This window comes from Tundrisphaera lichenicola (genome assembly GCF_051175385.1).
In the GTDB taxonomy this organism is placed as follows: domain Bacteria; phylum Planctomycetota; class Planctomycetia; order Isosphaerales; family Isosphaeraceae; genus Tundrisphaera; species Tundrisphaera lichenicola.
In genome coordinates this window covers 5,566,925-5,584,636 of sequence record NZ_CP195106.1, presented here as the reverse complement: position 1 = coordinate 5,584,636, position 17,712 = coordinate 5,566,925, and the positions used below count along the sequence as shown (strand labels likewise).

The following is a 17,712-nucleotide window of genomic DNA, read 5'->3' as shown; positions in this document are numbered from 1 at the left end:
AGGCAAGGGCTCAGGACATCTCACGCCTAGGCTTGCTGTCGCGAAAATGGCGGAGCAGTGAAGGATTTAGCCCATAGCTTAGCCCGAGGAGTTTGATCGGGTGGAGGGTGCGTTTGGTGCTCCCTTGTTCCATCTGCATCCGGCAGGAACCACACTCGGTCGATCCGATCTCTATGTCTTGGCCCAGAAGGCGGTTGCGCAGAGCCCGGCCGGCTCGGAGCGAAGTTCGGAAATTCTGACGCGATAGCCCGAAGGTTCCAGCCATCCCCGAGCAGCCTCGGTCGATGAATTCGACATCCAACTCGGGGATGGAACGGATCAGGTCGAGTCCGGGGGTCCCAACCTCGAGCGTGCGGAGGTGGCACGGCTGATGATAGCCGACCCGGGCTCGGAGAGGGTGCTTCGGTTCGGGTAATTGCCCTCGGGCGGCCAATCCGCTCAGGTACTGGCCGACGTCCATCGTGTTCTCGGCGACGAGGGAGGCGTCGAGGTCATCGGTTAATTTGAGGTACTCGCGGCGGATCATGAGAGTGGCCGTGGGCTCGGAGCATACCACCGTATATCCGTCTCGAACGACGTCCCCCAGGACTCGAAGGTTGGCCAGGGCGAGTTCGCGTGCGTGCTCCAGGTCGCCGGCGACCAGGGCGGACATCCCAGAGCCCCGCTGACGGCGTGGAACATGCACATTCACACCGGCCTGGCGCAGCACACCGACTACGGATTCGGCCAGTTCCTGGTCGAAGTGGTTAGCGAAGACATCGACGAAGTAGGCCACTCGGGGGCCAGGTTCCTGAGGTCGAGCCCGGGTCAGGCCAAGTCGCTCGGCCCTTCGGAGGAAGGGAGTCCGGTGGGCATTGGGGAGAGCCCGCTGCCGGGCCACTCCGAAAGTCCGCTCGATTAACCATCGGGCGAATCGATTCTTGATGATGCCGTTCCAGGTGATCGGGACCCGGCTGGCGAGCTTCGACCAGAGGTCAACCCTGGAAAGATACCAGTCGGTCGGTGCCAGGCCGTGGATCTCAACGTAGGCAGCCTTGGCCTCGACCATCAGGCTGGAGACGTCTATACCAGCGGGGCATTCATTGCGGCATGACATGCAATGGATGCAGAGATCGGCGTTGGCTTTCATCTCCTCGGACCCCCAGAGTCTGGGGTCGAGGGCACCGGTGGCGATCTGACGGAGCAGATTGGCCTGATTCCGGGGGGAGGCCGCCTCGGAGCGGAGTGCCCGAAAGGTCGGGCACATCCGGAGGCCAGGCTCTTGGGTCCGACAGGCGCCGCAGCCGTTGCAGGCGGAGGCTTGCTCCAGGACCGAGAGGTCGAGATGACGGAGTGCGGGGATGATGACCTGAACCTCGGCCTCGGTGGGCTCGCTCGAGGATCCGGGTAACATCTCGGGAGATCCTGGGGGGGCGACCGGTTTGAGATGCCGGGTCATCAGGTGCGGATCATCGCCGACCACCTTTCCGGGATTCAGTACGTTGTACGGGTCGAAGGCGTCCTTGATCTCGCGAAACGCATGGAAGAGGTCGCCTGCCTGCCTGCGGAGGAACTGGGTTCGTGCTAATCCGCAACCATGTTCGCCCGAGATCGAACCACCGAGGCTGAGCGCTGCCTCGTGGACCGCACTGGCCATGGGCTCCAGTTTCGCCACATCGGACGGTTCGCCCAGATCCAGGAATGGGCGAACATGAAGTTGCCCCGCACCGGCATGAGCATAGACGGTCCAACTCGCTTCGAACTGCTTGAGGATATCCTGGAGCCGGCGGAGGAATTCGGCCAGTGCCTCCGGAGGGACGGCAATATCCTCGATGAACGGGACTGGTCGGCAAGGCCCCTTCATCCGCATGAGGCCGGGAGTGATCGACTTTCGAAGACCCAGGAGGAAGTCGCAATCGGATCTTCCGGTCGCCTCGACGGGGTCGCTGACCAAGAGGCCTCTGCCTTCGACCCGAAGGACCATCGACCGGAGACGGTCCGCGACCTCGGCCGGGTCGTCCCCATCGATCTCGACAATCAACGCGGCTTCCGCCGATTCCGCGATCCAGTGACGAATCGTGGGGAGAACATCGCGTGCCATGCTCAGCGAACGCCAGTCGAAGAGCTCGCAGGCTGAAGGGCCGAAACGGAGGCAGTCGACCACGGCTCTCGCGGCATCGCCGATTCGCCCGAAAGGGAGCACGACCACCGACTGAGCTGTCGGGGTCGGCACGGTCGCCAGGCTGATTCCTGTCACCAGGGCCAGAGTTCCTTCGGATCCGACCAGGAGTCGAGCCAGGTCGATCCCGACCGGCGAGGCGGCTTCGCCGAGGGCATATCCGGCTCGGTTTCGACTCGATCGAGGATGGAGTCGGGTCAGTAGGTCGACATGTCGGCGATAGATCGTCCCGAGCTTGCGGACGACCAGATCCTTGAAACTTTTGGGTTCGTCCTCGGGTGAGGGCCAGGGTTCGAAGCCGATCTTCGCGGCTTCACCATTGGAGAAGACCACCGAGAGGCCTCGGACATGATCGGCGGTCGTCCCGTGGCGGAGCGAGCGGATACCCGCCGCATCGAGCCCGACCATCCCTCCGATCGTCCTCGATTCCGAATGGCTCGGGTCGGGGCCAATCCTCCGGCCGAGCGGAGCCAGTTGATCGTTCAAGAGATCGAGGACCACTCCCGGCTGGATTTCGACATGATCCTTACCGATCTCGATGATTCGCCGGAAATGACGACTAAAATCGATGACCAGGCCCGGCCCGAGAGTCTCCCCAGCAAGTCCGGTACCCGCCCCTCGAGGATGAAGAGGGATCTGGTTTTCGACGGCGTAATGAACCAGCGCGACGAGGTCTTCGCTGGTCCGAGGGACGACCACCCCGAGCGGGTCGATTTCGTAAAGGCTAGCATCATGGGAGTATGGGGCGCGTTCGATCGGTTCGAACAAGAGTTCGCCACCGAGAATACCCCGGAGATCGTCGTGAATCCTCGCCCGGCGTTCGTCCACTGTGTCTGTGAGTCCTTGAAGTCGGCGACGAGCCTTCGAGTTGGCATCGGGGGGTAGGCGACGACGTCAAACAGCCATCCTGGATTGGACGGATGGGTTAACGAACTTCGCTCGATCGCTGCCAATATTGAAGAATTGCGAGCGACGATCGACCCGGTTCACTCCAGGATACAACCGGCCAGCCCGGATCAGAAGACGTTGCCGGCTTGGAAGATCCGGTTCCCGACGATCCGTAGAGGGTCCGGGATCAACTGCGATTTCCATTGATCAGGGCCAGGACCTCGGCACGAGTGGCCGCACGGTCCTTGCACGCCCCGCGGAGTGCGCTGGTGACGAAGGCGGCGCCGGGCTTGTGGACTCCACGGACGGTCATGCAACTGTGCGAAGCGTCCATCACGACGGCCACTCCCTTGGCATTCAATTCGGTCATCAGGAGGTCGGCGACCTCTTCCGTCAGTCGCTCTTGCAACTGGGGCCGCTTCGAGAGGACGTCGATCACCCTGGGGATCTTGGATAACCCGACCACCTGACCATTCGGGATATATGCGACGTGGGCCGTGCCGATGAACGGGAGCAGATGGTGCTCGCAGGTGCTTTCGAAACGGATGTCCTTGATCAGGACTAATTCGTCATACTTCTGTGTAAATAGGGTCGCGAGGTGGACTCGAGGGTCTTGATGGAGACCGGAAAACATCTCGGCGTACATGCGAGCCACGCGATTCGGGGTATCCCTCAATCCCTCTCGATCGGGGTCTTCCCCGACAGCCAGGAGGATCTCGCGAACCGCCCTACGGATTCGGGGAAGGTCCATGGTGCCGTGGCTGATCTCATCCTGTTCCTGGTGGTCGATCATGACCCTAAAACCCCTCGATCCAGGTGCAAGGCGCAACCTGCAAGTCGTCTAAGGATGAGCGTTTCGGTCAAAAGGAAGGTGCCATTATAGAGGCAATTCATCCCCCAATCAACCCGGCGAGTCTCGACTCAATTGAGGCTGAACGGGGGGGGGAATTTGGAAGGAATGTCCTGGGGTGTCTGCTGATTTTCTTTCATCTGCCGAAGCAAGCCGAGCAGCCCGATGGCCCTGCGGACCACCACGGGTTCGGCAAGAAACGTTTGCTTGACGCTCGCTCCAAGCCCAAGAGCCTGGGCGATGATGTCCGTGAGCACGCCCAGCGGCAGTTCCGAATCGAAGAGAGAGTCGAGATCACGGTCGATGCCGCCGGGATGAAGACTCCTGAAGTTGGAGATCAACTCATCCCGCCGGACACCCTCGTGATCACCCGGAGGGATGTCCTCGACGATCCGAAGCTCCGACATCCGGTAGAGTTTATCACCCGGAATTTCTCGAAGTAACTCCACTCGTTTTCGACCCAGGAGAAGGAAGTTGAACCGACCATCGGGAAGTCGCTCGTGTTTGAAGATGCGCCCGAGACAACCGAAGCGTTCCAGGGTCGGAGTTCCGGGCGATTTCCACTCCAATGGTGGGCGTGTCTGGACGATCGTCACAAGGCGATCCGAAGCCAGTGCGTCCTCGGTCATTTGTCGATAACGCGGCTCGAAGATGTGGAGTGGCAAGACAGAATGAGGGAACAGGACCACACCGGGCAAGGGGAAGAGGCGACCAATATTTGAGAAGTGTGTCAGGTCGTAGTCGTCATCCATAGGGCACTCGCATGAGAAAGTTGCGATCATCAACATTGCTCGAAATTCGAGCGGCCTAACGGATGATTTTGTCGTCGGATCGTCACCAAGCCTCCAGAGCTGAGAAATATCATTGTAGGTAGGCTTCCAGCGTCGGCAAGGGCGGTTCACCTTGCCGAAAAACTGCCGGGAGATCATGATCGAGCCGAGCAACCCCCCCAGTTTCGAGGTCCATTCATGCCACCAAAGCGGGGGCCGAGTTCCGATCCCAGAACCCAGGCCCGTCAGGTTGTTCGTGCGCTGAACCGGCTCTATCCGACGGTCCGTTGTGAACTCAATCATCGGAATCCGTTCGAACTACTGGTCGCCACGGTCCTCTCAGCCCAGTGCACCGATGAGCGGGTCAATCAGGTGACCCCAGCCCTCTTCGTCAGCTTTCCCGGCCCCGGCTCATTGGCTGCGGCCGACCTGGCAGACGTCGAGGCCCTGGTTTACCGTACGGGATTCTTCCGGAACAAGGCCAGGAACCTCATCGCCTTATCCTCGAAACTGGTCGAGTGTCATGGTGGGGAAGTCCCGCCCGACTTCGATGCCCTCACCTCACTGCCTGGCGTGGGCAGGAAGACCGCTCACGTCGTGATGGGAAATGCGTTCAAAATACCCTCAGGAGTCGTTGTCGATACGCACGTCAAACGGCTTGCCTATCGACTCGGCCTGACGAAGCAGACCAACCCCGAAGTTATCGAACGCGAACTGGAATCGATCGTGCCGAAGAAGGAGTGGATCGACCTCAGCCATCGCCTCATTGCCCATGGACGGGGGCCATGCGATGCCCTCCGGCCTCGCTGCGACCTTTGCGAGCTTCGGGAACTCTGTCCTCGGAACGGGCTTATCCCCGATTCCCGGACGGTAATCTGCTCTTGATCGCTAGTTCGAGATTCGTGAAGAGTTCGTCTCCCTTCGGAGGTCCCGCTCGATTATCCTGAAGTCCGAAGGATCGACGAGGTGCCAACCTCGACCTATCTGAGAACGATCAACTAATGCATATCCTCGACATCTTTCGTGACCATCCCACCACGTTCAGCTTCGAGTTCTTCCCGCCGAAGACCGATGCGGCGTCGGGGGAATTATTCGCTCACATCGCCGAGTTGCAGGCCCTCCAACCCTCTTTCGTCTCGGTGACTTACGGGGCAGGGGGCTCGGACCGAGAGCGGACCCACGATCTGATCGTCAGGATTCAAAGCGAGACCAACCTGACCGCCGTCTCTCACCTGACGAGTGTCTGCCATTCGCGAGAGGAACTCGCCGCGATTCTCGATCGATACGCCGTCTCCGGGATCCAGAATATCCTGGCACTCCGGGGAGATCCGCCCAGGAAGGTGAGCGATTACGACCGCTCCCGGGACGCCTTCCAGTACGCCGAAGCGCTGGTTCGCTTCATCAAATCCAGGCAGGGACTTCCCGATTCCAGGGGCTTCGGCGTGGGAGTCGCCGGATTTCCGGAGGGCCACCCGGAGACCCCCAATCGGCTGAAGGAGATGGATCACCTCAAGCGGAAGGTGGACGCCGGGGCCGACTATATCTGTACCCAGCTCTTTTTCGATAATCGCGATTTCTACGACTTCCGAGATCGATGCGATCAGGCGGGAATCCATGTTCCGATCCTCGCCGGGATCATGCCCGTCTCCAGCAGGTCGGGAATCATCAGGATGGCCGAGCTTGCTCTCGGTGCCCGCTTGCCCGCAAATCTCCAGAAGGCCGTGAACCGCTGTTCCGATGATGGGTCGATCGCCAGGGTGGGCATCCACTGGGCCACCGAGCAATGTCGCGACCTGCTGGATAACAACGTCCGGGGTGTCCACTTCTATACGTTAAATAAGTCGGACGCGACGCGGCGGATCTACGAAAACCTCGGGGTGAAGGACTCGCTCGCCCTCCGGGTTCAGTGAGTGACCAGGGTTCGGGGCTGACCGACCGGCTTAAGGACGAGGCTCGTCGGCTGGGATTCGAGCTGGTGGGTGTTGCGCCGGCCGTGGTCCCGACGGGCTATGGCCGTTATCTAGAATGGCTGGAGCAAGGCCGAGAGGCCGGGATGGCTTACCTCAAGCGTCAGGCCGAAGCCCGGGCACATCCTCGGTTCATCCTCGAAGGAGCCCGATCAGTCATCGTGGTCGGGATGATCTACGGGACACCCGGTTTGAATGGCTCGGAGCTTCCCAGAGGTAAGGTGGCACGATATGCCCGAGGCGCCGACTATCATGAGATCCTCTGGCGCAAGCTCGACTCCCTGCTCGATTGGCTCAGGCTGGAATGTCCAGGAGTTGTTGGTCGCGGCGTCTGCGATTCCGCGCCGCTATTGGAGCGGGATTTCGCGAGGATGGCCGGACTCGGGTGGATTGGGAAAAATACCTGCCTGATCGATCGAAGGGCCGGAAGTTTCACCGTGCTGGGGTCTCTGCTGGTCGACATCGAACTCGAATACGATGTTCCTCACGAGACTAACCATTGCGGGACTTGCCGGAGATGCCTCGACTCGTGCCCGACCGATGCCTTCGTTGGTCCTTACCAACTCGATGCCCGCCGATGCATCAGTTACTGGACTATTGAGCATCGAGGACCAATTCCAGAAGCAGTGGCGGATCGGCTCGACGGATGGGTCTTCGGATGCGATATTTGCCAGGACGTTTGTCCCTGGAATCGGAAGGCCCCTCCCGGACGCGAGCCGGCGCTCGATCCGAGGCCGGAGTGGGCCAATCCCGACCTGATTGATTGGCTGGGAGCAGATCCGGCCGAGTTCTCCCGGGCGATCAAGGGAACGGCCCTCTCGCGATCCAAGCGATCGGGACTTCTCCGGAATGCCGCGTTGTTACTCGGCGCAGGCCGGGTCTTCGAAGCATTGCCCGTCCTGATCGGACGGCTTGAGGATCAGGATCCCGTCATCCGGGGAGCTTCCGCCTGGGCCCTGGGCCGGATTGGTTCTCCCGAAGCGGTCGATGCCCTGGAACGGGCCAGGGATGATGCCGACCCGGCGGCACGCGATGCGGTCCGCCGGGCCCTGGCAGCCGTTCGACCCCGAACTCAGGACGGGACGTTGTAGGTGATCGAGGCGATCGAACCGGTGATCTTCTGGTTGAAGGCATCGGTCGAGGTGACGTTGAAGGTGTTCGCCCCTGGGGCCAGGTTGACCGCGACCGAGTAATTGCCAGCCGCGTCGGCAACGGACGTCGCCGGGACCATGTAGGGCTGCGAATAGGAGATGACCGAGTTCGGCGTGGCAACCCCGGTGACCGTGGCTACGGGCTGGTTGGTGATTCGCTTGTTGATGTCCACGACACCCGTGGGATCGAGATTCGCCGAGATCACGGGCGAGACCGTCGTCCCGACCCCCAGGTTCTTCCGGGCGATCTTCAGGTCCTTGTTGTCGATCTTCCCGTTTCGATCGACGTCGGCGTCGAACGAGTACTTGCCGGTCGTGTCATTTGCCGTCGTGTTCAAGCCGTACTTGATCGCGTTGATATCGGCCTGCTGGACGACGCCGCTCCCGCTGGCGTTGCCGGGGAGATAGAACCCGACCAGGATGCTACCGGTGGCCTTCCCCAAGCCCGCCACCTTAACGGTGTAAGTGTAAGGGGCGGCCGAGGCGGCCTTGGCCTTTCCCCCCTTCGCAGTGGCGGCGGTGGCCTTGCTCGAAGGGAGGCCGGGGATCGTCACCAGTGCCGCGCTGGAGAGCTTACTGTCGGCCGATGCCCCGGTCCGGGTCACCTTGGGATCGAAGGCCGCATGACTGACCGAGAGGTTCTTCCCCTGGGGGTTCATCACGGATCGGACGACCGGATTGGCCGCCGATCCCTGGTTCGGGGCGACGTCGATTCCCAGGACGAATGGCTTGTTACCGGGGTCGGTGAAGAGTTTCGGGTCGAGATTGAAGGTGATCTTCGCGACGCCACCCGCCTTGGTAATCGTGGCGGGCATGATTGCGAAGGTAGAACCGACCCCCCCTGTCATCATCTCTCGCGCTTCCAGCACTTCTGGGGCAAGCGTCGGAGTTTTGGGACGACGGGGTTTGGGATTCGATGGGTTCATGGCTGGGCCCTCCATGGCCACGTAACATTGAGAGACGGCCACCCCGCGCGGGGCGGCGAGTCGGTCGGTCTATCTGCGGACGTGACGGGACACGGGGGGCGCCGGCGTCACTGAGAACGATCGATGTTCGACCTCGGATTGATTCGGAGCCCGATCAGAGGACCACATCCTTGTTGAAATCCAGATCGGGACTTCCGAGATCAACTCGTGCTCAGCGGGTTACTTCGATCTTCACGGATCTTTGCTCCCGAAGACATCGCCCACTCGCCTCGGACCATCCGGGCGAGCGATTGGTGTGGCCCCTTCAAGGTCGGCGGGTGCGAACCGTCCAATCCCAGCTCGCCGGGATCGACGCGGCCCTCGGCCCAGACTCGCCAGGCCGTGGCGGCATAGATCACCACGGCCGCCCACAGGAACATGCCATAAGCCTGTGCGATCTTATGCCCCTGGTTCCGGGCAAAGAGGCCTCCCATCTCCGATGATGTGGTTGCGATCATCACGGCGGAGAGCGCCAGGGCACTCCCGAGCGTCCAGCGGACCCTCGGTGAGAGGCCTGCCACTCCAACCCTGTAAGAGAGATACGTATAGGGTAGCAAAAGCGTCACGAAATGATGCTTCCAGCTTCGTTCCGAGACGAAGAGCATCGTCAAAACGACCAGCGCGAATTCTCCGAGCAACCGAGGGTCGTCCCGTCGTTTGATCCTCGTCCGGCAGAGCAAGGCCAGCAACCCGATCAGGGCAATCGAGAGGCCCTTGAGCATTCCAACGACGAGCTTCGGATCCCACGAAACGAAGTTCACCCTGAGTTTGATCGCGTAGCGACCCTGTCGAGTCGACTCCGTGAGCATTCGGGAGAGCACTCCCACCATGGACTGATTGATCTCCTGATCCCCGACGGCATCATTTCCCATGTAGGGGAAGATGATCCGGTAGCACCAGGTCTTCAGGCAGAGCCAGTTGAAGGCGGGCCCAATGAAGATGCTGGGGATGACCAGTAGGAATAATCCCGATCCCACGATCGTTGCCCCGACGGTCCTCCAGGATCTCTTATAAGCGAAGTAGAGAAGGAACAACCCGGGAGTGACTTTGAAGGCGATCGCATAGGCCAGAATCAGCCCTGCCAGCACATCGTAACCCTTCCTCCAGGCCGCCAACATGGCCACGACCAGGAAAAGGATCATGATATTGTTGTTGCCGTGGTGCAGATCGCTCATGATCGGTCGGAGGCTCAACAGGACGATCATCGCCTGCACCCACGAGGGAATCGGTCGATCCCCGAGGCGAACCATCCTCAGGCAGAGCAACACCGAGACCGCTGCCAGGCCCGCCTTGATCCCGAACCAGACCAGAGCCCCCTCGACCGGGGGCAGGGTCATCATGGGATAGAGGGTCAACGGCATGATCGGCGGGTTGGGGAAGTAATAGATATCGTAGATGTTCGCCCCGTCCATCATCTCCAGGACCTGATGACGCCAACGGATGAAGGCGCTCCGGTCCTCGGCAGCCTTGTCGGCATAGATCATCCCTGCGCCGATGATGGTGATCAGGGCGGCGATCCAGACGGCTCGACGGCCGTGACGGTCGGGGTCCGAGGCGATCCCCGGCGTGACTAGCGACACGGCTCGCTCCTTCCTTGGAGGTCTGGCCGGAATCCGGGCGGGCACAAGTGGCCGACGTCCCAGGTTCGCTCCTGAACCGATAGGAGGCCAACTCGCGGCGAATCTCCGTACGGTCCGAACTGATACCCAAGGTCGCCCGAACCGTCAACCCCGACCGAAAGGGCAGGGGGGGCAGGGCGAGACATCCGAGGGTTTCACGGCGATGCGGCCCGCAGGATTCGAACCTGCAACCAAGGGATTCAAGACATCCCCCCGTTTCCGGAGGGCTTGGACTATCTCACCCTCCCCCAATCGGAACCCGAGCCGAGCGAATTGCTAAGTTCGGGCAACTGTCAGGGGAAGCCGGGCGCTCGTTCGGCGGGGGTTATTGTTGGGACTCACCCCGCTAGTCTCTGAACCTTCCTGGCCACCCAGGCCCAGCCAGGCTTGGCTGCGGATTGCCGTGCCGATCGGCGAAGACCGACGGTTTAGGGTTCCCGCAATTCACCCGGATCGCGACCGGGGGTTGCCCCCCGGCGCCACCATTGACTGATGAGTCCCCTGCTCTGCCGTTGAGCTAGGGCCGCTTTTGAGTTTTCATCATCGACGTTCATCCCGGTCGTTTCAAGGCCAGTACGACCGGAATGGAAAGACGGAGGGCCGGATCGAGGGATGTCCCGCGACCCGGCCTCAATTTCTAGCCTCATTTCGGCGTTCGATCAGTGACCGGCACCAATGAGTTCGGGCTGCTCGTCGGTCGGTCGGCCTCCCTTGACCTTCCTGGCTTTACGGGCCTGCTTCGCCGCCCGCTCGGGGCTGATAATCGGCGCGGCATGGGTCAGCTTCGGGAGTTTAATCTTGCTGGCCATTCCAAGCATCGACATCAGGCGGATCGTGAGATAGGTGGCGTCGAATTCCCACCACCGCATCCCGTGGCGGGCCGAGGTCTGGAAAGCGTGGTGATTGTTATGCCAGCCTTCTCCGTAGGTGATGATCGCGACCCACCAGAGGTTGGTCGAGGTGTCACGCGTCTCGTGAGAGCGGTAGCCCCAGACGTGGGTGGCCGAATTGACCAGCCAGGTCGAATGGAGGACCAGGACCGTGCGGACGAAGAAACCCCAAACCAGATAGGGCATTCCACCGATGGCCGTGAGAGCCACTGCGCCGAGGATCGGGAACAAGATGTGGTAGGAATCCATCCAGCGATGGATCGGGTCCTTCAAGAGGTCGGGGGCCCACTTCTTGTAATAGTCTTCGGTATGGATCGAGGTGATGTCGGGGGTCATCCACCAGAACATGTGGGCCCAGCCGAAGCCGCGATTCGGGCTGTGAACATCGTTCGCTTCATCGGAGAAGGCATGATGGCAGCGATGGTCCGCCACCCAGCCGATCGCGCCACCCTCCGAAGCCGAGGCTCCGATGGCCGTCATCACGTATTCGAGCCACTTCGGCCTGACCTCGAAGCTGCGGTGGGTCAGGAGGCGGTGATAAGTCAGCGTGATACCCAGTCCACCGGTCACCCAGTGTAAGACCAGGCAGAGGAGCAAGGCATCCCAGCTGAAGAAAGCCGGGACGAAGGCCAGCAAGGCCCCGACATGGAGCAGTCCGATCCAGATCAGTGCCGGCCATGCAATTTTGTTGGAATGAGACATAGTGGTCGACGGTGTCGTCATGCTGAACCTTCTAATCGAGAAAACCGGGGCGGGGCCTCGTTGCGCAGTCACGTCAACTCGATCGTCGGTCGGAATGACCCAGAGGGATGAACCGACCGAGAGCGCCGCGACAGTACCGGTTTCCGGGTCGCGGCATCAGTACGGGACGCGGAATGCTGTCGGAATCGCCATCGATCCGAAAAAAAAGACGGCTTATCGACAAGAAACCGCATCCGAGGAGAGATAGCTGGCGTGAAGGTCGGCGATGGTATAACAATTCCGAGGATGTTGCCAGGTGAGTCCGGAAGAAAGAATCAGGATTTTTCGGCGTCGAAAGTGGAATGAAAGAGGGGGTTTGCGATGCGAGGAGTGATCTGTAATGGGGAATCCATCCGCCTCCAACGCGACCTTTCCGAGCCTTCTACGCGCCCCGGTGAGGCAGTTCTTCGAGTTCGAATGATCGGGATCTGCGACACCGATCTTCAACTCGCGCGGGGCTACATGGGCTTCCGAGGGATCCTGGGACATGAGTTTGTCGGCCTCGATGCTTCGGGCCGGAGGGTCTCGGCGGAGATCAATAATTCGTGTCAAGACTGCCCGACCTGTCACGCCGGGTGCCCTCAACACTGTCCGAATCGGAGCGTCCTCGGCATCGTGAATCACGATGGAGCCATGGCCGATCTCGTCTGTGTTCCCGATCGAAATCTCCATGCGGTTCCAGATTCGATCGATGATCTAGAAGCGGTCTTCATCGAGCCACTGGCCGCCGCCTTCCGGGTTCCCGAACAGGTCCCGATCGGGCCGGGGGTCGCCTTGACGGTTCTCGGTGACGGCAAGCTCGGGATCCTGTGCGCCTGGGTCGCCCGGCTCCTCGGAGCCCGAGTCACTCTGGTGGGCAAGCACCCCGAGAAGCTGGCGATCGCGGGTCAGGACGTTCGTTCAGTCCTGCTCGAAGAGGTCAAATCTCTGGCCCGGAGTCAGGACGTGGTGATCGACGCGACCGGCTCCACGAGTGGTTTCTCGACCGCCATCGGGATCGTCCGTCCCTGCGGGACGATCGTCCTAAAGACGACCGTCGCAGGCGAGCACGCTCTCAGCCTTGCCCCGATCGTGATCGATGAAATTCAAGTGGTAGGGTCTCGATGCGGCCCGTTTCCGAAAGCCATCGAGGCCCTGGGATCGAGAGCGATCGATGTCCGACCCTTGATCGGCGAGGTTTACCCGCTCGACCGAGCCGAGGAGGCATTCGAGGCGGCAGGACGACCTGGGGCTCGCAAGATCCTTATCAGTGTTTGACCCGCTCTCAATCAGATGTCGATGTCCTTCGCGGTATAGGCTTCCGCCATGATGAACTTGAACCGGGCTTCGGGCTCCTTCCCCATAAGGTCGGAAACCGTGGTCTCGGTGTAAGGGCGGTCGTCGTCCGGGATGGTGACTCGGAGGAGTCTTCGGCGGGCGGGATCGAGCGTGGTTTCATAAAGGAGTTTGGCCGGCATCTCGCCTAACCCCTTGAATCGGGTGATGTTAGGCTTGGCATTCTTCGGCAGCTTGGCCAGGATCCGGTCGCGGCTGGCGTCGTCGGCAGCCCAGTGGGTCTCCTGCCCGTGAGTGACCTTGTAGAGGGGTGGGCATGCCAGGTAGACCCGTCCTTCTTCGAGGAGCGCCGGGAGATGTCGATAGAGGAAGGTCAACAGTAGTGTGGCGATGTGGTGACCATCGCTGTCGGCGTCGGTCAGGAGGATGATCTTGCCGTACCGGAGCCGACTCGGGTCATACTGATCATCCATCCCGCAACCCATCGCGCTCACGATGTCGGTCAGTTCTTTATTGTCGAGGACCTTGGCCTTGCCGGCCTGCTCGGCATTGAGGACCTTGCCTTTGAGGGGGAGGATCGCCTGGATGTCTCGGTCTCGGCCTTGCTTGGCCGATCCTCCCGCGCTATCACCTTCGACGATGAAGAGTTCGGATTCGTCGGGGTTCGTGCTGTCGCAGTCGTGGAGCTTGCCGGGGAGATTCAGCCGATTGCTGATCGCCGTCTTTCGCCTCACCTGGCTGGCGGCGGCCCGACTGGCCTCGCGAGCCTTGGCTGCCTGGATGATCCGCTGAGCGATCGCGTCGCCGACGCTCCGGTTCTTGAGCAGGAAGTCCTCGAGCCGGGGGCGGACCATCGACTCGACCAACGACCGGACTTCCGGGTTGTTAAGACGACCCTTGGTCTGCCCCTGGAACTGTGGCTCGTGGATGCAGACGGATAGGACGGCGACCAGCCCTTCGCGGACATCCTCGCTCTTGATGTCGAGGCCCTTCTTGATGTACTCGTGCTCCTTCATGAACTTGAGGACCGCCGAACGGACCGCCTCGCGGAGCCCCTGCTCGTGGGTCCCTCCGTCGCGAGTCGGGATCGTGTTGACGTAGGAACGGAGGTCCTCGTCGGTCGCCTCGGTCCAGGTGAGCGCGACATGGCAGCGGAGGTCGTCGTCCTCGCGTTCCAGGACGAAGGGCAGGGCCCCCACCCTCTGGTCGGCCCTGGTGGTGTTCACGGCGTCCAGGAAGTCGGCCACTCCCCCATCGTGGCGGAACTCGACCGAATGATCCCCACGTCGTTTATCGACAAACTGGATCACCAGCCCTTTATTGAGATAGGTCTTCACTTCGAGGCGTTCGGCGATCATCTCGGAGTCGTAGGACGCTTCGAGGAAGATCTCGGGATCGGGAGTGTAAGTGATCGTGGTTCCCGTACCTCGGGCCGGCTCACCTCGTTCGACCGACCCGATCGGCTTGCCGCGACGGAAGACCTGCTGGTAGGTGTACCCGTCGCGTCGGACGGTCGCCGTCAGTTCCGAGCTGAGCGCGTTGACCACGCTGGCACCGACCCCGTGAAGTCCGCCCGAAACCTTGTAAGCGTCATTGTCGAACTTGCCGCCGGCGTGGAGGACCGTGAAGATCACCTCCAGGGCGCTCCGGCCGGTCTTGGGATGCTTGTCGACGGGGATCCCTCGACCGTTGTCGGCCACAGAGATCGTCTTGCCGTCGGCCTCCAACGTCACCACGATCCGGGTGGCGTGGCCGTTCATCACCTCGTCGACCGAATTGTCGACGATCTCCCAGAGGAGGTGATGCAGGCCGTTCTTGTCGACACCGCCGATGTACATTCCCGGTCGACGGCGGACGGCCTCCAGGCCTTCCAGGACCGTGATCGAGTCGGCGTTATACGTTCCGATGGCCATGAGGCGTTCCCTTCCAGACACTTCGAGGAATCACTCGCCGACCTGTTCGACCGGGGGTACCGGCATGGGGTCTTCGGGGAGGACGGCTTCGAGCGAGCCCCTCTGAAGGATCCCATAGCCGCGACCTCCTCGGGAGGTGACGGGATATTTGGTCGCCCGGACGATCTGGGTGGCCCCCCGATTGGTCCGGACCGTCAGGCCTTCGCGCATTTTGTTCGCCAGGGTGAAACCGATAACCCGGTCATTCGCGTCCAGCTTCACCGCCGTCACACCCTTGGCGGCGCTTCCCACGACATTCGCCTCGGAGACCCGGAAGATCAGGACGCGGGCCGACCTGGTGGCCAGGCAAACGTTCTCGGTCCCATCGGTCGTCTCGACCCCGATGACCTTGTCGTCGGGCACCGAGGCATCCAATCTGACAACTGAGCGGCCTTTTCGGGTCGAGACCCCGGAATGGGAAGAGAGGGCGAATCGCAGGACCTTTCCGGCCGAGGTCAGGGCGATCGCGTAAGGGGGGAGCGGAAGTCCCGAAGTCGGCCCGTCGCCATTCATGTTCGCCAGCTCGCCGCCGAGCAAGGCCTGAACCGGCTCGGGGGATGGGGCGGGGGTGGCGGACACGTCGGGGAGACATCGAGGATCGTGGCAGATCACCCCGATGATTTGCTCCTGGTCCTCGAACGCGAAGCTCTTGCCGATGGGCTCGCCGTGACCGGTCGTCAGCGGGATGTCGTTGGCCCGAATCGTGTAAGCCGCGCCTCGATCGGTGAAGAACGTGATGGTCTGGCGAGCTCGAGAGCGGTAGATCCAGCCGACGCGGTCGTCGTCGCGGACGCGGATGCTCGGCACGTCGGCGAACGATTTCTGCCGCTTGACCCAGCCCCCTCGGGTCACGATCACCCAGGAATCCTCGTCGACAATGTAATCTTCCTCGCGATATTCAACCTGGACTTGAGGAGTGTCCAGGAGCCTGGTCCGACGGTCATCGCCGTAGGCGCTCCGGATCTGCGCGAGTTCTTGTTTGACGATGTTCCATCGGGCCGGTTCATCCGCCAGCAAGGCTTCGATCTCGGCGGCTCGGCCTTGCTTGGCGGCGAGTTCGTCGAGGATATCCTGGATCTCCAGTTTACCCAGTCGATATAGCTTGGTCTCGAGGATCGCATCGGCCTGGAGATCCGAGAGTCCGAACCGATCCATCAGTTTGGGAGCGGCGTCGGGCTTTCCGTCGCTGGCGCGGATGATCCGGATCGCTTCGTCGAGATGGTCGAAGACGATCGCGAAGCCTTCGAGGATGTGAATCCGCCGGAGCAGATTCTCCAACTCGTGCCGGAGTCGACGTGTGACGACTTCAAGTCGGAAGTCGAGGAAGTGCAACAACATCGCCTTCAGGTCGAGTCGCGCGGGGACGGCGACCTCGGCCGCGACCGAGGGCAGGAGACAGGTCAGGTTGACGTTGTAATTGGTCTGGAGCGGGGTGTTCTTGAACAGATAGGCCATCGCCGCATCGACATTAGCACCCGGGCGGAGTTCCAGGACGATCCGGATGTCGTTGGTGCTGAGATCCTTGACGTTGGTGAGTTGAGGGACCTGTCCCTTGCCGATCAACTCGCCGATCCGGCCGACCAGGGCGTCCTTCTCGATGCCGTAGGGTATGGACGAAATCAGGATCGTATTAGGCTTCTCGGGATCGGGCTCGAATGTCCCCCGGAGCTTGATCGGCCCCTGCCCGGTCGCGTAGATCTGATTGATCTCGGCGGGTGTATTCAGGATCACGCCACCTGTGGGGAAGTCGGGCCCCTTCATGTGCTTGGTCAACTTCTCGATGGGAAGGTCGCGATCTTCGAGCAAGGCGATCAGGGCCTTGCAGACCTCTCGAAGATTGTGGGGCGGGATATTGGTCGCCATCCCGACCGCGATGCCCGACGCCCCGTTCACGAGGAGGTTGGGGAACTGGGCGGGGAGGACTTCCGGTTCCTCGGTGGTCGAGGAATAGTTCGGGCGGTAATCAATCGTCCGGTCACGAAGCTCGGTCAGCAGTTCCTGGGCGATCGGGGTCAGCCGACATTCGGTGTACCGCATCGCTGCGGGAGGGTCGCCGTCCACCGATCCGAAGTTGCCGTAACCCGCGATCAACGGATACCGAAGGCTGAAGGACTGGGCCATTCTCACGAGCGCATCGTAGATCGACTGATCGCCGTGCGGGTGATAGCTACCCATCGCCCGGCCGACGACCTCGGCACACTTGACGTAACGGCCGTCGGCGGTGATGTGCAGGTCGTCCCACATCGTGTACAAGATCCGGCGTTGAACCGGCTTGAGTCCGTCTCGGACGTCGGGCAAGGCCCGCGAGGTGATCACGCTCAGGGCGTAATTGAGGTAGCGCGAGCGTGTCGCCTCGGCCAGCGGGACATCCTCGACCACCATCCGGGGTCGCGGCTCCGCTCGACCGTCGCCGTTCCCGCCCCTCTTGTTCCTTGCCATCTGTTGCCCTCTCCTTGGACGAGGTCTCCGCCTCGCCCATCTCCTTA

At 61.4% G+C, this 17,712-nt stretch carries 12 protein-coding genes; 4 read left to right on the top strand and 8 right to left on the bottom strand.

Features of this window, described 5'->3' with window-relative positions:
- Window positions 1–10: 10 nt before the first annotated feature.
- The 3 genes from P12x_RS21865 to P12x_RS21855 form a co-directional block, all read right to left on the bottom strand.
- Window positions 11–2,986, bottom strand: a complete 2,976-nt coding sequence (locus P12x_RS21865) for an FAD-binding and (Fe-S)-binding domain-containing protein (RefSeq protein ID WP_435006940.1) — start codon at window positions 2,984–2,986, stop codon at window positions 11–13.
- Between the two features lie 247 nt (window positions 2,987–3,233).
- Window positions 3,234–3,839: a GTP cyclohydrolase I FolE gene (gene folE / locus P12x_RS21860; protein ID WP_435006939.1), complete on the bottom strand. Its 606-nt coding sequence runs from the start codon at window positions 3,837–3,839 to the stop codon at window positions 3,234–3,236.
- A gap of 128 nt (window positions 3,840–3,967) precedes the next feature.
- Window positions 3,968–4,840 carry an LON peptidase substrate-binding domain-containing protein gene (locus tag P12x_RS21855; RefSeq protein WP_435006937.1) on the bottom strand — a complete coding sequence of 291 codons (873 nt, stop codon included), beginning with the start codon at window positions 4,838–4,840 and terminating at the stop codon, window positions 3,968–3,970.
- Window positions 4,841–4,864: 24 nt separating this feature from the next.
- Between P12x_RS21855 and nth the strand changes: the two genes are divergently transcribed.
- From nth to queG, 3 genes are all read left to right on the top strand, one after another.
- The gene (gene nth / locus P12x_RS21850; protein WP_435006935.1) at window positions 4,865–5,551 is read left to right on the top strand and encodes an endonuclease III; all 687 of its coding nucleotides are present in this window, start codon (window positions 4,865–4,867) and stop codon (window positions 5,549–5,551) included.
- A gap of 116 nt (window positions 5,552–5,667) precedes the next feature.
- Complete coding sequence (metF, locus tag P12x_RS21845) at window positions 5,668–6,576, top strand: methylenetetrahydrofolate reductase [NAD(P)H] (RefSeq protein ID WP_435006934.1); 909 nt, start codon at window positions 5,668–5,670, stop codon at window positions 6,574–6,576.
- Window positions 6,573–7,724 carry a tRNA epoxyqueuosine(34) reductase QueG gene (gene queG, locus P12x_RS21840; protein ID WP_435006932.1) on the top strand — a complete coding sequence of 384 codons (1,152 nt, stop codon included), beginning with the start codon at window positions 6,573–6,575 and terminating at the stop codon, window positions 7,722–7,724. The genes metF and queG overlap by 4 nt, the downstream gene beginning before the upstream one ends.
- On the opposite strand, the gene P12x_RS21835 is transcribed toward queG, so the two are convergent.
- The 3 genes from P12x_RS21835 to P12x_RS21825 all read right to left on the bottom strand — a co-directional run bounded on the left by P12x_RS21835 (window position 7,706) and on the right by P12x_RS21825 (window position 11,981).
- Entirely contained in the window at window positions 7,706–8,635 is a 930-nt protein-coding gene (locus tag P12x_RS21835) for a dockerin type I domain-containing protein (protein WP_435006930.1), read from the bottom strand. The genes queG and P12x_RS21835 overlap by 19 nt on opposite strands.
- 275 nt (window positions 8,636–8,910) lie before the next feature.
- Window positions 8,911–10,329 (bottom strand): glycosyltransferase family 87 protein, encoded by a 1,419-nt coding sequence (locus P12x_RS21830; RefSeq protein ID WP_435006928.1) that lies wholly within the window; start codon window positions 10,327–10,329, stop codon window positions 8,911–8,913.
- Window positions 10,330–11,027: 698 nt separating this feature from the next.
- On the bottom strand, window positions 11,028–11,981 hold the full coding sequence (locus tag P12x_RS21825; RefSeq protein WP_435006927.1) for an acyl-CoA desaturase: 954 nt from the start codon (window positions 11,979–11,981) through the stop codon (window positions 11,028–11,030).
- Window positions 11,982–12,320: 339 nt separating this feature from the next.
- On the opposite strand from P12x_RS21825, the gene P12x_RS21820 reads away from it, so the two are divergent.
- Entirely contained in the window at window positions 12,321–13,256 is a 936-nt protein-coding gene (locus P12x_RS21820) for an MDR/zinc-dependent alcohol dehydrogenase-like family protein (protein WP_435006926.1), read from the top strand.
- 11 nt (window positions 13,257–13,267) lie between these two features.
- Here P12x_RS21820 and P12x_RS21815 read toward each other — a convergent pair whose 3' ends face one another.
- Together P12x_RS21815 and P12x_RS21810 are read right to left on the bottom strand one after the other, a co-directional pair.
- Window positions 13,268–15,187: a DNA gyrase/topoisomerase IV subunit B gene (locus P12x_RS21815; protein WP_435006924.1), complete on the bottom strand. Its 1,920-nt coding sequence runs from the start codon at window positions 15,185–15,187 to the stop codon at window positions 13,268–13,270.
- Window positions 15,188–15,217: 30 nt separating this feature from the next.
- Entirely contained in the window at window positions 15,218–17,665 is a 2,448-nt protein-coding gene (locus P12x_RS21810) for a DNA gyrase/topoisomerase IV subunit A (RefSeq protein WP_435006922.1), read from the bottom strand.
- Window positions 17,666–17,712 lie beyond the last annotated feature (47 nt).

Coding starts and splice junctions, on each gene's coding strand:
- folE (WP_435006939.1), bottom strand. CDS start 3,839: ATGATCGACCACCAGGAACAGGATGAGATCAGCCACGGCACCATGGAC.
- nth (WP_435006935.1), top strand. CDS start 4,865: ATGCCACCAAAGCGGGGGCCGAGTTCCGATCCCAGAACCCAGGCCCGT.
- metF (WP_435006934.1), top strand. CDS start 5,668: ATGCATATCCTCGACATCTTTCGTGACCATCCCACCACGTTCAGCTTC.
- P12x_RS21835 (WP_435006930.1), bottom strand. CDS start 8,635: ATGATGACAGGGGGGGTCGGTTCTACCTTCGCAATCATGCCCGCCACG.
- P12x_RS21825 (WP_435006927.1), bottom strand. CDS start 11,981: ATGACGACACCGTCGACCACTATGTCTCATTCCAACAAAATTGCATGG.
- P12x_RS21820 (WP_435006926.1), top strand. CDS start 12,321: ATGCGAGGAGTGATCTGTAATGGGGAATCCATCCGCCTCCAACGCGAC.
- P12x_RS21815 (WP_435006924.1), bottom strand. CDS start 15,187: ATGGCCATCGGAACGTATAACGCCGACTCGATCACGGTCCTGGAAGGC.
- P12x_RS21810 (WP_435006922.1), bottom strand. CDS start 17,665: ATGGCAAGGAACAAGAGGGGCGGGAACGGCGACGGTCGAGCGGAGCCG.